The 13,976-nt window shown below is 72.2% G+C and carries 14 protein-coding genes and 1 tRNA gene; 9 read left to right on the forward strand and 6 right to left on the reverse strand.

Features of this window, described 5'->3' with window-relative positions; genetic code table 11:
• Positions 1-113: 113 nt before the first annotated feature.
• Both chpH and ACFY0I_RS34810 read right to left on the reverse strand, forming a co-directional pair.
• The gene (gene chpH / locus ACFY0I_RS34805) at positions 114-347 is read right to left on the reverse strand and encodes a chaplin ChpH (protein ID WP_362877285.1); all 234 of its coding nucleotides are present in this window, start codon (positions 345-347) and stop codon (positions 114-116) included.
• A gap of 151 nt (positions 348-498) precedes the next feature.
• Positions 499-1,824 carry a M20/M25/M40 family metallo-hydrolase gene (locus ACFY0I_RS34810; RefSeq protein ID WP_388903360.1) on the reverse strand — a complete coding sequence of 442 codons (1,326 nt, stop codon included), beginning with the start codon at positions 1,822-1,824 and terminating at the stop codon, positions 499-501.
• A gap of 167 nt (positions 1,825-1,991) precedes the next feature.
• Here ACFY0I_RS34810 and ACFY0I_RS34815 point away from each other — a divergent pair.
• Positions 1,992-2,076: transfer RNA gene (locus tag ACFY0I_RS34815), tRNA-Leu, on the forward strand.
• 119 nt (positions 2,077-2,195) lie between these two features.
• Here ACFY0I_RS34815 and ACFY0I_RS34820 read toward each other — a convergent pair.
• The 3 genes from ACFY0I_RS34820 to ACFY0I_RS34830 all read right to left on the reverse strand — a co-directional run bounded on the left by ACFY0I_RS34820 (position 2,196) and on the right by ACFY0I_RS34830 (position 6,408).
• Positions 2,196-3,635, reverse strand: a complete 1,440-nt coding sequence (locus ACFY0I_RS34820; protein WP_388903362.1) for an amino acid permease — start codon at positions 3,633-3,635, stop codon at positions 2,196-2,198.
• 217 nt (positions 3,636-3,852) lie between these two features.
• Positions 3,853-5,397, reverse strand: coding sequence for an APC family permease (locus tag ACFY0I_RS34825; RefSeq protein WP_388903364.1), 1,545 nt, complete (start codon positions 5,395-5,397; stop codon positions 3,853-3,855).
• 60 nt (positions 5,398-5,457) lie between these two features.
• Positions 5,458-6,408: a hypothetical protein gene (locus ACFY0I_RS34830; protein WP_388903366.1), complete on the reverse strand. Its 951-nt coding sequence runs from the start codon at positions 6,406-6,408 to the stop codon at positions 5,458-5,460.
• A gap of 255 nt (positions 6,409-6,663) precedes the next feature.
• Here ACFY0I_RS34830 and ACFY0I_RS34835 point away from each other — a divergent pair, with 255 nt between their 5' ends.
• Positions 6,664-7,089, forward strand: coding sequence for an ASCH domain-containing protein (locus ACFY0I_RS34835; RefSeq protein WP_388903367.1), 426 nt, complete (start codon positions 6,664-6,666; stop codon positions 7,087-7,089).
• 32 nt (positions 7,090-7,121) lie between these two features.
• On the opposite strand, the gene ACFY0I_RS34840 is transcribed toward ACFY0I_RS34835, so the two are convergent.
• Entirely contained in the window at positions 7,122-8,777 is a 1,656-nt protein-coding gene (locus tag ACFY0I_RS34840; RefSeq protein WP_388903369.1) for an FAD-binding dehydrogenase, read from the reverse strand.
• Between the two features lie 78 nt (positions 8,778-8,855).
• Between ACFY0I_RS34840 and ACFY0I_RS34845 the strand changes: the two genes are divergently transcribed.
• The 7 genes from ACFY0I_RS34845 (at position 8,856) to ACFY0I_RS34875 (ending at position 13,969) form a co-directional block, all read left to right on the forward strand.
• Positions 8,856-9,389, forward strand: coding sequence for an NUDIX hydrolase (locus ACFY0I_RS34845; RefSeq protein WP_388903372.1), 534 nt, complete (start codon positions 8,856-8,858; stop codon positions 9,387-9,389).
• Between the two features lie 9 nt (positions 9,390-9,398).
• Positions 9,399-9,797, forward strand: a complete 399-nt coding sequence (locus ACFY0I_RS34850; protein ID WP_388903374.1) for a YidH family protein — start codon at positions 9,399-9,401, stop codon at positions 9,795-9,797.
• On the forward strand, positions 9,794-10,111 hold the full coding sequence (locus ACFY0I_RS34855) for a DUF202 domain-containing protein (RefSeq protein WP_388903375.1): 318 nt from the start codon (positions 9,794-9,796) through the stop codon (positions 10,109-10,111). Before ACFY0I_RS34850 ends, ACFY0I_RS34855 begins: the two co-directional genes overlap by 4 nt.
• A 93-nt stretch (positions 10,112-10,204) precedes the next feature.
• Positions 10,205-10,501: a hypothetical protein gene (locus ACFY0I_RS34860; protein WP_388903378.1), complete on the forward strand. Its 297-nt coding sequence runs from the start codon at positions 10,205-10,207 to the stop codon at positions 10,499-10,501.
• 86 nt (positions 10,502-10,587) lie between these two features.
• Positions 10,588-11,499 carry an MBL fold metallo-hydrolase gene (locus ACFY0I_RS34865; RefSeq protein WP_388903381.1) on the forward strand — a complete coding sequence of 304 codons (912 nt, stop codon included), beginning with the start codon at positions 10,588-10,590 and terminating at the stop codon, positions 11,497-11,499.
• Positions 11,500-11,673: 174 nt separating this feature from the next.
• The gene (locus ACFY0I_RS34870; RefSeq protein WP_388903384.1) at positions 11,674-12,714 is read left to right on the forward strand and encodes a phosphotransferase family protein; all 1,041 of its coding nucleotides are present in this window, start codon (positions 11,674-11,676) and stop codon (positions 12,712-12,714) included.
• Positions 12,715-12,724: 10 nt separating this feature from the next.
• Positions 12,725-13,969, forward strand: coding sequence for an acyl-CoA dehydrogenase family protein (locus ACFY0I_RS34875; protein ID WP_388903386.1), 1,245 nt, complete (start codon positions 12,725-12,727; stop codon positions 13,967-13,969).
• Positions 13,970-13,976: the final 7 nt, after the last annotated feature.

Below are 13,976 nucleotides of genomic sequence, written 5' to 3' on the forward strand. Positions count from 1 at the left end.
CCGGGCCGTCCAGGCTCCCCCGCCTGGTACGCCGAAAAGTCGATGGAACGGGCCTGAAAGCCCGGCGGCCCCGGAGCGCTGGTGAGCGCTCCGGGGCCGGGTCTTCAGACGCGTCAGGCGTTGACGCAGGTGTTGCCGAAGGCCGGGTTCAGCAGGCCGATCACGGAGATCGTGTTGCCGCAGACGTTCACGGGGATGTGGACCGGAACCTGGACGACGTTGCCGGACAGGACACCGGGGGAGCCGATGGCCGCACCCTGGGCACCCGCGTCGGCGACGGCCAGACCCGCGCCCGCGAGAACCAGACCACCGGTAGCAGCCGCAGCGGCGACAACCTTCTTGAGCATTGTTCCTCCTAGTAGGCAAGTGCGGTCCCAGCCGCGGACCGCACCACCTGTAACGAGGAGTTCCCACCGGGGCTACGAGCGTATGAGCGCATTCACTCTTCCCAGTGGAATCCGCACACCTTCCCGATTCCCCGGCGTTAGGAGTGGCCGGTCACGCGTTGTCGATGAAACGGTCGAGGACGCGGACGCCGAACTTGAGCCCGTCGACCGGTACGCGCTCGTCCACGCCGTGGAACATGCCGGCGAAGTCCAGCTCGGGGGGCAGCTGGAGCGGGGCGAAGCCGAAGCAGCGGATGCCGAGGTCGTCGAAGGACTTCGCGTCCGTACCGCCCGAGAGCATGTACGGGACGGCCCGCGCGATGGGGTCCTCGGCCTTCAGGGCGCCCTGCATGGCGTCGACGAGCTTCCCGTCGAAGTCCGTCTCCAGGGCCTTGTCGCCGTGCACGTCCTCGTACTTCACGCGCGGGCCGAGGATCCGGTCGAGGTCGGCGAAGAACTCGTCCTCGTAGCCGGGCAGGAAGCGGCCGTCGACGTGCGCCGTGGCCTGGCCGGGGATGACGTTGACCTTGTAGCCGGCGCCGAGCATCGTCGGGGCGGCCGAGTTGCGCAGGGTCGCGCCGACCATCTTGGCGATGCCACCGAGCTTGGCGAGGGTCTCGTCCATGTTGTCGGGGTCCAGCGGGGTGCCGAGGGCGTCCGAGAGCTCGTCCAGGAACGACCGTACGGTCTTGGTGACGCGCACCGGCCACTGGTGGCGGCCGAGCCGGCCCACGGCCTCGCAGAGTTCCGTGATGGCGTTGTCGTTGTTGGTCATCGAGCCGTGGCCCGCGGTGCCCTCCACCGTCAGCCGCATCCAGTGCATGCCCTTCTGCGCCGTCTCGACGAGGTAGAGGCGCAGGTTCTCGTTCACGGTGAAGGAGAAGCCGCCGACCTCACCGATCGCCTCGGTGACGCCCTCGAAGAGGCCGGGGTGCTTGTCGACGAGGTGGCGGGCCCCGTAGATGCCGCCCGCCTCCTCGTCGGCGAGGAAGGCCAGCACGATGTCGCGCGGGGGCTTGCGCCCGCTGCGCATGCGGTCGCGCACGACGGCCAGCGTCATCGCGTCCATGTCCTTCATGTCGACGGCGCCGCGGCCCCACACGCACCCGTCGGCGATCTCGCCCGAGAAGGGGTCGTAGGTCCAGTCGGCGGCGTTGGCCGGGACCACGTCGGTGTGCCCGTGGATCAGCAGGGCCGGCCGCGAGGGGTCCTCCCCCTCGATCCGGGCCACGGTCGAGGCGCGGCCCTTGTGGGACTCGAAGATCTGCGGCTCCAGACCCACCTCGGCCAGCTGCTCCGCGATCCACTCGGCCGCCTTGCGCTCGCCCGGGCCCGAGTGGTCCCCGTAGTTGCTGGTGTCGATCCGGATGAGGTCCCGGCAGAGGTCGACGACCTCGTCCTGGCCGGAGACGGTCCTGCCCGCGCCCGATTCGCTCACGCTGTTCCTCCCACTGATCAGTACCGGCTACCTCCCCATCCTCGCCCTCTGCGGCGCTGCGCCCAAGGGCGTGTCCGGGTCACCGGGGGGTGTGATCGGGCCCCCGGAATGTTTGGTAATGTTTTCCACGTCGGAACGGCCCGCGAGGGACGCGAGACAGACACCTTGTCCGGGTGGCGGAATGGCAGACGCGCTAGCTTGAGGTGCTAGTGCCCTTTATCGGGCGTGGGGGTTCAAGTCCCCCCTCGGACACAAGAAAGAAGGACCCCGCCGCGGCGGGGTCCTTCTTCGTTTCCCGCCCGCGGGGGACGAGGAAGGGGCTCCGGCCCGGGATCCGATCCCGGGCCGGGGCCCCTCGTACGCGCCTGGGGTCAGCGGCGGGAGGCCGCTATCTCCGCCACCCGGCCGCGGACCAGGAACCAGCCGCCGACCAGGGCGGCGCCGATGACCGGCACGAACAGGACGGTGGTGCGGCCGACGCCCCCGTCGCACCACATCAGGACCAGGACCGTGACGAGGAAGAGCAGCGTCACGATCTGGGTGTACGGGGCCCAGGGCAGCCGGTAGGACGGGCGCTCCAGCCGGCCCTGCTTCGCCCTCCGCCAGAAGTGGAGCGAGCAGAGCATGACCATCGCCCAGGTGCCGAGGATGCCGAGCGAGGCGAAGTTCAGGACGATCTCGAAGGCGTCCTCGGGCATCAGGTAGTTCAGGCCGACGCCGGCGATGCCGAAGGCGGCGGTGAAGAGGACGCCGCCGTAGGGGACCTTGCCCTTGTTCATGACGCCGGTGAACCTGGGGGCGGAGCCGGACATGGCCATCGAGCGCAGGATCCGGCCGGTGGAGTAGAGGCCGGAGTTCAGGCTGGACAGGGCGGCCGTCAGGACGACCAGGTTCATGATGCCCGCGGCGCCCGGGACGCCGAGCTTGTCGAAGACGGTGACGAAGGGGCTCTGGCCCTCCGAGTAGGCGGTGTACGGGAGCAGCAGGGCCAGCAGGACGACCGAGCCGACGTAGAAGATGCCCACGCGCCACATGATCGAGTTGATCGCCTTCGGCATGATCTTCTCGGGGTTCTCGGTCTCGCCCGCGGCGACTCCGCAGAGCTCGACGGAGGCGTACGCGAAGACCACGCCCTGGATGACCAGGAGCATGGGCAGGACGCCGACGGGGAAGATGCCGCCGTTGTCGGTGATGTTGGCGAGGCCCGGGGTGTTGCCGTCGATGTCGTGGCTGGTGGCGACGAGGTAGATGCCGACGAGCAGGAAGATCGTCAGGGCGGCCACCTTGACCAGGGAGAACCAGAACTCCATCTCGCCGAAGTACTTCACCGAGATCAGGTTCGCGGTGAGGACGACGGCCAGGGCGATGAAGGCGAGCACCCACTGGGGGACGTCCGTGAACATCGACCAGAAGTGCGCGTAGGTCGCCGCGGCCGTGATGTCGGCCACGGTGGTGGTGGACCAGTTGAGGAAGTAGAGCCAGCCCGCCGTGTAGGCGCCCTTCTCCCCCATGAACTCGCGCGCGTAGCTGACGAAGGCGCCCGAGGAGGGGCGGTAGAGGACCAGCTCGCCGAGGGCGCGGACCACGAAGAAGGCGAAGACGCCGCAGACCGCGTAGGCGATGGCGAGCGAGGGGCCCGCTCCGGCGAGGCGGCCGCCGGCGCCGAGGAACAGGCCGGTGCCTATCGCCCCGCCGATGGCGATCATGTTGATGTGGCGGGACTTCAGGTCCTTGCTGTAGCCCTCGTCACCGGCGTCGACGGGGCGGGAATGCGCCTCGGCGGGAGCCTCGGTCAAGGTGCGGTCACTCATACGGACTTCGCCTTCGTGGGTGGGACAGGCAGGGCGGGAGCGCCGCGCGGGGGAGCCGGGTGGTGTCCCCCGTGCCGCGATCCGGTGGTTTTGTCGCCCCAGGAGACCATGAGGCTCCGTTCCCGCAAAAATCGGCTCCCTGCACGCACAAGCCCCCGGCGACCATGGAAACGGTCTCCGGGGGGTTCGTAGGGGCACGAATGCGAGGTGGATCGGGTCAGTCGTGCGGGGTGGACTCCGCCGCCTGGTCGAGCCGGAAGGCCTCGTTGCCGAGGCCGATGCGGGCGTGGACCTCGGGGCGGCGGGACTTCAGGTACAGCCCGTGGGCCAGGCCGCCCAGCGCCGCGACGGCGATGATGGCGGGCAGCGCCCAGCTGAGCGCGGAGCCCTTCTCGGCGCCGACCAGGACGGCGAAGTCCTTGACGGTGTAGAGGGCGATCCCGACCAGGGCCAGCCCGGCGAGGCCCGCCGCGACGAGCCGCCAGACCTGGGCGCCGGCGGTGCCGCGCCGGACGAAGAAGGCGATGACGGCGAACGAGGACGCGGCCATCAGGACGGTCACGCCGAGGGCGCCGACGCTGCCCATCCAGGTGAACAGGTGCAGGACGGGCGCGGTCGGGTCGCCCGTCGGCAGGTCGTCGGTGAGCGCGAAGACCGCGACGACGACGGCGGCGATGCCGGTCTGCAGCAGGGAGCCCGTGGCCGGGGCGCCGGTGCCGGGGTTGGTGCGGCCGAAGCGGGCCGGGAGCAGGCCCTCGCGGCCCATGGCGAAGGCGTAGCGGGCGACGACGTTGTGGAAGCTCAGCATCGCCGCGAACATGCCGGTGACGAAGAGCACGTGCAGGACGTCGGTGAAGACGGCGCCGAGTCGGGCCTCGGTCAGCTCGAAGAGCAGTCCGGGGCCGGAGGCGGCGGCGGCGTCGGTGATCGCGGCGGGGCCGGTGGCGACGGTCAGGGCCCAGGCGCTGAAGGCGAAGAAGAGGGCGACGAAGCCGACGCCGAGGAACATCACGCGGGAGACGACGATGTGCGGCTTGCTGGTCTCCTCGGCGTACACCGGGGACTGCTCGAAGCCGACGAAGGCGGCGATGCAGAAGCACAGGGCGGTGCCGAGGCCGGCGCCGGACAGGGTGCTCGGGTCGAAGGCGGTGAGGGACAGGCCCTCGGGGCCGGGCTTGCCGAGGGCGGCGGCGTCGAAGACGACGACGAGGGCGCACTCGATGAGGAGCAGGACGCCGAGCACCTTGGCGTTCAGGTCGATCTTCAGCCAGCCGAGCGCCCCGGTGGCGGCGACGGCGAGCAGCGCCGGGATCCACCAGGCGAGCTCGATGTCGAGGTAGGTGGCGAAGAGGCCGGATATCTCGAAGCCGAGGATGCCGTAGACGCCGACCTGCATGGCGCTGTACGCGACGAGGGCGACGACGGAGGCGCAGGCTCCGGCGGTCGGGCCGAGGCCGCGGGCGATGTAGGCGTAGAAGGCGCCGGCGTTGTGGACGTGTCGGCTCATCTCGGCGTAGCCGATGCTGAACAGGGCCAGGACGACGCCGAGGATCACGAAGAGCAGTGGCTGTCCGACGATGCCCATGACCCCGAAGATCGTGGGCATGACGCCGGCGACGACCATCAGGGGCGCGCTGGCCGCGAGTACGGAGAGCAGCAGTCCGGCCGTGCCGAGCCGGTCGGCGCGCAGGGCGCGGTCCTCGCCCTTGTACGTGCGGATCTCGGTCGGTTCGCTGAGCGTGGTGGATCTGCCCGTCGGCATGGCGGGGCGTCCTTTCGGGAGCGGTCTGCGGGGACGGTCGTAGGGGTGTCCGAAGTGGCGCTAGGCGGTGCCGAGCGCGACGCTGCGCGCGGCGAGGAAGGCCTTGTGCGGGTCCCGGTCGGGGTAGGACCAGGGCGCCGGGGTGGCGTGGGCGCCGATGCGGTGGAAGAGGGCGGCGGCCTCGGCGGAGCGGCCCTCGCAGAGCTTGGCGTGGGCGAGGAAGTTGAGGTCGACCCGGTTGCGGGGGTGGTCCTCGCGTTCCCACTCCAGCCACCAGTCGAAGGCGGAGCGCAGCACGGTGCGGGCGCGACGGCCGGACCAGTGCTCGGCGGCGGCCTCGGGGGTGGCCCGGCCCTGGGCGGCGGCGAGGACCCGGTAGCGCTCGGCGTGGGCGATGACGGGGAGCACGGCGAGCGGTGAGTCGGCCGGGGATTCCTCGGCGGCCCAGGCGGCGAAGTCGTAGACCTCGTGGAGGGGGTCCTGGCCGGTGGCGGGGGTGCGTTCGGCGAGCCGGGCGACCATCAGGTGGTGGGCGTGGTGGTGCTCGCGGTGGCGGGCGCGGACCTGGTCGAAGTGCCGGCTGAACTCCTCCTCGGTGCCGAAGGTCCCCGAGAGCATGAGCAGGCCCAGCCAGGGGGTGGGGTCGGCGGGGAGCAGTCCGGCGGCGCGGCGGCAGGCCTCCTCGGCGGACTCGGGGGTGCCCTTGTGCCGCAGGGCCGTGAAGACGGTGGCGCAGGCGAGGAGGGTGGCGGCGTCGGCGCTGTCGGGTTCGGCGAGCAGCCACTCGCGGGCCCAGGCGGTGGCGGCCGGGGTTTCGGCCAGGACGACGACGCGGTGGCCGCGGCGGTCCCAGTCGTCGCCGGTGCCCACCAGGAGGGCGCGCGCCCTGGCCCATCGACCTTGCGCGAACTGGGTCCGTACGTCGACGAGTTCGGTGTCGCACAGGGCCGGGTCGAAGAGCTGCGCGTCCCGCTTGCGGGCGCGGCCGAGGGGCGGCGGAGGCGGGGACATCCGCGGGTTCCCTCCAGGGCGCGGGCGCGGGCGGACGTGCGCGGGGAGGCGCACGGGGTGGTGGGTGGTGCGGTGGTGCGGGTGGGATCATGCCGGTGAGAACTCGGATGATCACATACAGCTAAGCGGTACGCACAGCTCCACGTCAAGGTCCAGTCCACTGCGTGGCGGGTTTCAACTGGTCTTCCCGAGGGCCGAGTTGGGGTGCCACGAATATCGCTCGGAAGGGGCGGGGGCGGTGGTTAAGGTGGCCCGATGGCATCCCTCGACGATCTTCCTCCCTATCTCCTCGGCTTCCCCGGCCCGCTGCGCGACCAGCTGGTCGCGGCGGTGCTGAGCGGCGCGAAGACCAGTACCACCGGTCTCCTCGCGCAGTACGAGGCCGAGGGCGAACCGCTGCCGGTGCCCGGGGACCGGGCCGTCCTGGTCGACTCGGACGAGGCGGGCTCGGCCGTGGTCGAGGTCACCGGCGTGGAGGTACTGCGGTTGGCGGACGTCCCCCTGCGACACGCCCTCGACGAGGGCGAGGGCCATGCGTCGGTGGCCGAATGGCGCACGGCACACGAGACGTTCTGGCACTCCGAGTCGGTGCGCGCGGCGATCGGCGACCCGGAGTACACGGTCGACGACGACACCCTCGTCGTCATGGAGCGGTTCCGGGTCACCGAGCGGCTCGTCTGACGGCCGGGCCGGGCGCGGGACCGGGCGCCGGGTCAGCCCACCGCCTTCGCCGCGGCGCGGCCCGCGGCGCGGCCCGAGAAGATGCAGCCGCCGAGGAAGGTGCCCTCCAGGGCGCGGTAGCCGTGGACTCCCCCACCGCCGAAGCCGGCCGCCTCGCCGGCCGCGTAGACCCCGGGGAGCGGGTCGCCGGCGGGGGTCAGGACGCGCGAGGAGAGGTCCGTCTCCAGGCCGCCGAGGGACTTGCGGGTCAGGATCGAGAGCCGGACGGCGATCAGCGGGCCCGCCGCGGGGTCCAGGATCCGGTGCGGGGCGGCGGTGCGGATCAGCTTGTCGCCGAGGTAGCGGCGGGCCCCGTGGATCGCCGTCACCTGGAGGTCCTTGGTGAAGGGGTTGGCGATCTCCCGGTCGCGGGCGACGAGTTCGCGCCGGACGGTGGCCTCGTCGAGGAGGTTCTCCTTGGTGACGGCGTTCATGCCGCGCACCAGCGCCGACAGGTCCCGCTCGACGACGAAGTCGGCTCCGTTGTCCATGAAGGCCTTCACCGGGCCGGGTACGGCCTGCCGGGCGCGGGTGATGACGTCACGGACGGACTTGCCCGTGAGGTCCGGGTTCTGCTCGGAGCCGGAGAGGGCGAACTCCTTGCCGATGATGCGCTGGTTGAGGACGAACCAGGTGTGGTCGTGGCCGGTCCGCATGATGTGTTCGAGGGTTCCGAGGGTGTCGAAGCCCGGGAAGAGCGGTACGGGCAGCCGCCTGCCGGTGGCGTCCAGCCACAGGGAGGACGGGCCGGGCAGGATCCGGATGCCGTGGCGGGCCCAGATCGGGTCCCAGTTCTCGATGCCCTCGGTGTAGTGCCACATCCGGTCCTTGTTGATGTGGCTGGCCCCGGCGTCCTCGGTGATCCCGAGCATCAGCCCGTCCACGTGCGCGGGCACGCCGGAGAGCATCCGCTCGGGCGGGGTGCCGAGGCGGGCGGGCCACTGCCGGCGGACGAGGTCGTGGTTGCCGCCGATGCCCCCGCTGGTCACGATCACGGCTTGGGCCCGCAGGCTGAAGGTGCCGGCGGCCTCGCGGCTGCTCGCGGCCCCCCGTACGGCGTCCGAGGGGGCCAGGACCTCCCCGGTGACGGTGTCCACGGTCCCCGCGGTCGAGGCCAGGCCGGTGACGCGGTGGCGGAAGGCGAGCCGGACCAGCCCGCGGGCGACCCCGGCGCGCACCCGGCGCTCGAAGGGAGCCACCAGGCCGGGGCCGGTGCCCCAGGTGATGTGGAAGCGGGGTACGGAGTTCCCGTGTCCGTTGGCGTCGTAGCCGCCGCGCTCCGCCCAGCCGACGACGGGGAAGAAGCGGACGCCCTGCGCGTGCAGCCAGGGCCGCTTCTCGCCGGCCGCGAAGTCGACGTACGCCTCGGCCCAGCGGCGCGGCCAGGCGTCCTCCTCGCGGTCGAAGCCGGCGGTGCCGAGCCAGTCCTGGTGGGCGAGTTCGCGGGTGTCCTTGATGCGCATGCGGCGCTGTTCGGGCGAGTCCACGAAGAACAGGCCGCCGAAGGACCAGTGGGCCTGGCCACCGATCGACTGCTCGGGTTCCTGGTCGACGAGGATGACCTTGCGGCCCGCGTCGACGAGCTCGGCGGTGGCCACGAGGCCGGCGAGCCCCGCTCCGATCACGATCACGTCAGCGTCGTACGTCATGCGTTGCCCGTCCTCCGGTGTCGGTGGTGGGGCAGATCCTTGGCTACGGAGCGGTAACCAGTCAACAGCGGTGGTTGGATGGACCGTGTGGATGCCGCAGATGAAGTACTGGACGTGGTGGACCGGGACGACCGGGTCATCGGGCGGGCCCCGCGGGGCGAGGTGTACGCCCGGGGGTTGATCCACCGGTGCGCCTTCGTCCGGGCGACGGACGCGCGGGGGCGGGTCTTCGTGCACCGCCGGGTCGCGTCGAAGCTGGTCTTCCCCTCGTACTACGACATGTTCGTGGGCGGGGTGCTGGGCGCCGGCGAGGACTACGCGGGGGCCGCGCTGCGGGAGGCCGAGGAGGAGCTGGGGGTGCGGGGGCTGGAGCCGCCGGCGCCGCTGTTCAAGTTCCTGTACGAGGGTCCGGGCGGGTCCTGGTGGTCCTCGGTGTACGAGGTGCGGTGCGAGGCGCCGGTGTCCCCGCAGGTCTCCGAGGTGGACTGGCACGCCTGGCTGACGCCCGAGGAACTGGAGCGGCGGGTCGCGGACGACACGGGGTGGGCCTGGGTGCCCGACGGGCTGGAGGCGTACCGGCGGCTGCGGGAGTTCGGGGCGGCGCGCCAGTAGATTGGGTGGGTGATCGACTTCGTCAAGGACGTGCGCCTCTGGTTCGCACCATCGCGGCTGAGGGACGAGGGCGAGACCCCCGACTACCGCTTCTCGCTGGCCAACGAGCGGACCTTCCTGGCCTGGATCCGCACCGCCCTGGCCCTGGTGGGCGGCGGGTTCGCGGTGGACCAGTTCCTGCCGGACCTGCGGTGGGGTGTGCGGATCGGGATGGCCTTCGCGCTGCTGGCGGTGGGCGCCGCGTGCGCCCTGCGGGCGGTGAGCCACTGGACGCGCTGCGAGCGGGCCATGCGGCGGGGCGAGGACCTGCCGCTGTCGCGGTTCCCCGTGGTGCTGAGCCTGTGCGTGGGGCTGGTCGCGGTGGTGATGGTCGCCGTCGTCCTGCTGGGCTGGACGTCGGGGCGGTGAGCGCCGCCGGCGAGGTCCGCGACGCGGGGCTGCAGCCGGAGCGGACCCGGCTCGCGTGGCGGCGCACCACGCTGGCCTGTTCCGTCGTGGCGGTCCTGGCCGTGCGGCAGGCGCTGCGGGGAACGGGCAGTGCGACGGAGGTGGCGGGGGCGGCGGTGACCGTCCTGATCTGGGTCGCCTTCCTGTGGGTGGCGCACCGGCGGATGCGGGGGTTGGCGGCGGCCCGCCCCCGGGGGCTCGCGCCGCGGGCGGCCCTGGGAGTGGTGGCGTGCACGGTGGCGCTGGCGGTCCTCGCGGTCGCGGTGATCCTCTGAGCGGCGCCGGCGCCGGTCCACCCACCCGCGCACCCGCGACACGGGAGCGGACACAGCGGGTGTTCCGGGGCGAATCGCACTAGCCTCTGCGCCATGACGACCCTGCACCACGAGCACCCGACGCACCAGCACACCCACGGCCCGGACTGCGGGCACCAGGCCGTCTCCCACGGCGACCACGTCGACTACGCGCACGACGGGCACCTGCACCGGGAGCACTCCGGGCACTGGGACGAGTGCGAGACCCCGGGGCACACGACGCACGAGGCCCACCCGCACGCGCACGGATCGGACTGCGGTCACGACTCCGTCCCGCACGGCGACCACGTCGACTACCTGCACGACGGGCACCGGCACGCCGAGCACGAGGGCCACTACGACGACCACTGACCCCGCCCCCGGTCCCGCCCTCCCCGGGCGGGACGCCGGGTGGCAGGATGCCGACGGACCGTCACAGCGACCCGGGGAGAGTCCGGATGTCCGTCGAAGAGCCGTACCTCGTCCAGCCCGCGCCCGGCGTGTACGCGTACGTCCAGCCGGACGGCGGCTGGTGCCTGAACAACGCCGGGTTCGTGAGTGACGGCGGGCGGACCCTGCTCGTCGACACGGCCGCCACCGAACGGCGGGCGCTGGCCCTGCGCGAGGCCGTCGCCGCGGCCGGGGTGCCGCTGCCGCGGACGGTGGTGAACACGCACCACCACGGCGACCACACCTACGGCAACGGCCTCTTCGCCCCCGAGGCGGTGATCATCGGGCACGAGGCGGCGCGGGCGGAGCAGCTCGCCGCCGGGCACCAGTTGGAGCTGATCTGGCCCGCGACGGACTTCGGCGCGATACGGATCACCCCGCCCGACCTGACGTACGCCGACCGGCTGGTCCTGCACGTCGGCGGGATCGAGGTGCGGGTCCTGCACCCGGGTGTCGCGCACACCACCGGGGACTCCGTCGTGTGGTTGCCCCGGCAGAAGGTGGTGTTCACCGGCGACCTGGTCTTCGCGGGCGGCACGCCGTTCCTGGCGATGGGGTCGCTGTCGGGGTCGCTGCGCGCGCTGGAGCGGCTGCGGGAGCTGGGCGCGGAGACCGTCGTGCCGGGCCACGGGCCGCTGACCGATCCGTCGGCGTACGAGGCCACCGAGCGGTACCTGCGCCACGTCGGCGAGCTCGCCCGGGAGGGTCGGGCGCGGGGGCTGACCCCGCTGGAGACGGCGCGGGGGGCCGACCTGGGCGAGTTCGCCGCCTGGCGGGAGAGCGAACGGCTCGTGGCGAACGTCCACCGGGCGTACGCGGAGCTGGCCGGGGAGCCGGAGGGGGCGCCGCTGGACCTCCTCGCGCTGCTCGGGGACATGACGGTGATGAACGGCGGGACGCCGATCCTGTGTCACGCGTGAGGTGAGCACGCCGGCGCCGGGACACCGGCGCCGCGCCGGGCCCCGCACGAGGTGATCCGGTACGGCCGGAAGGGGTTTCCCGGCGCCACCCCCTGGACGGCATACCGACTGGTCGGCATGATGGCTTCCGGGCGCTCAGCCCGTTGCCGTCCACTCCGTACGGAGGTGCCCAGCATGACCCCAGTCCCGGATGATCCGCGAGGCCTCGACCTGGAGCGGCTGCGCGGCCGCCTCGACGCCGAACTGCCCGGCCTCGTCACCGGTCCGCTGAGCGGCCGACTGATCGAGGGCGGCCGTTCGAACCTGACGTACGCGGTCACCGACGGCGCCGGACGGTGGGTGGTGCGCCGCCCGCCGCTCGGCCACGTCCTGGCCACCGCGCACGACATGCGGCGCGAGCACCGGGTGATCGCCGCCCTCCACGGGACGGCCGTGCCCGTGCCGCGGGCGCTGCTGCTGTGCGAGGACGAAGCCGTCCTGGGGGCGCCGTTCTACGTCATGGAGCACGTGGACGGCGTCCCGTACCGGACGGCCGACCAGCTCGCCGGGATCGGGCCCGACCGCACCCGGCGGGCGGTGCTCGGCCTGGTGGACACCCTGGTCGACCTGCACGCGGTCGATCCGGACGCGGTGGGCCTGGGCGACTTCGGCCGGCCCGAGGGCTTCCTGGAACGGCAGGTGCGCCGCTGGGGCAAGCAGCTCGCGGCCTCCCGGGGGCGGGAGCTCGCCGGGATCGACGAACTGTGCGAGGAACTCGGCCGGACGCTGCCCGGCTCCCCCGCTCCGACGGTGGTGCACGGGGACTTCCGGCTGGACAACGTACTGATCGGCGGGCCCGACGACACGATCCGGGCGGTGCTGGACTGGGAGATGTCCACGCTCGGCGACCCGTTGACCGACCTCGGACTGCTCGTCATGTACAGCTCCGACCTGGGTCTCACCGATTCCCCGGTCAGCACCACGAGCCGGGCCCCGGGCCATCCGGCGCCGGCCGAGCTGATCGAGCGCTACGCCGCGCGCTCCGGGCGGGACACCGGCGCCATCGCCTGGTACACGGCCTTCGCCTGGTTCAAGCTCGCGGTGATCCTCGAAGGCATCCACTACCGCTACACGCTCGGGCAGACCGTCGGTGCGGGCTTCGACCGGATCGGCGAGCTCGTCCCGGTCTTCATCGAGCACGGTCTGACCACACTCGAAGAACTTCAGGAAGGCTGAGGAGCTCCCCATGGACTTCGCATTCGACACCCGGACCGAGGAACTCCGCGAGCGGCTGCTCGCGTTCATGGAGGAGTACGTGCACCCGGCGGAAGCCGTCGCCGCCGAGCAGCGCGCGCGGCTGGCCTCGCCCTGGGACACCCCGGCCGTCTTCGGTGAACTGAAGGCCGAGGCGCGCCGTCAGGGCCTGTGGAACCTGTTCTTCGTCGATCCTCCCGGCGCGGCCGGCGAGGGGTACGGGGCCGGGCTGACCAACCTCCAGTACGCCCCGCTGGCCGAGATCACCGGCCGCAGTCCGCACCTGGCGCCGATGGCGACGAACTGCGCGGCCCCGGACACCGGGAACATGGAGCTGCTCGCGCAGTTCGGGAACGAGGCGCAGAAGAAGCAGTGGCTGGAGCCGCTGCTGGCGGGCGAGATCCGTTCCGCGTTCGCGATGACCGAGCCCGAGGTCGCCTCCTCGGACGCGTCGAACATCGAGACGCGGATCGAGCGGGTGGGTGACGAGTACGTGGTCACCGGACGCAAGTGGTACATCTCCGGTGCGATGAACCCGGACTGCAAAGTCTTCATCGTGATGGGCAAGACCGACCCGGAGGGCGCCGATCCGCGCCGCCGGCAGTCCATGGTCCTGGTCCCGCGCGACACCCCGGGCGTGGAGGTCCGGCGGGCCATGAAGGTGTACGGGTACGAGGACCACGACCACGGCGGGCACGCCGAGGTGGTCTTCGACGGGGCCCGGGTGCCGGTGGGGAACCTGATCGGTGAGGAGGGCGGCGGCTTCGCCATCGCCCAGGCCCGGCTGGGTCCGGGCCGGATCCACCACTGCATGCGGCTGATCGGAATGGCGGAGCGGGCCATCGAGCTGATGTGCCGGCGAGCGGTGGAGCGTGCGGCCTTCGGACGGGAGTTGGCCGCCCAGGGGGTCGTGCGGAACTGGATCGCGGACGCGCGGGTCACCGTCGAGCAGTTGCGGCTGCTGGTGCTGAAGACGGCTTGGTTGATGGACACGGTGGGCAACCGGGGGGCGCACACGGAGATCCAGGCCATCAAGATCGCGACCCCGCGCGCGGTGGTCGGGATCCTGGACCGGGCGGTGCAGCTGCACGGCGCCGGCGGGGTGAGCCAGGACTTCCCGCTGGCCGAACTGTGGGCCGCCGCGCGGACCTTGCAGCTGGCCGACGGACCCGACGAGGTGCACCAGCGCTCGCTCGCGCGCCGCGAGCTGAGGAAGTACGAGGGCGGCCGGCCCTGAAAGTGGG

Origin of the sequence: Streptomyces sp. NPDC001568, from assembly GCF_042893755.1 — a bacterium.
Taxonomy (GTDB): domain Bacteria; phylum Actinomycetota; class Actinomycetes; order Streptomycetales; family Streptomycetaceae; genus Streptomyces.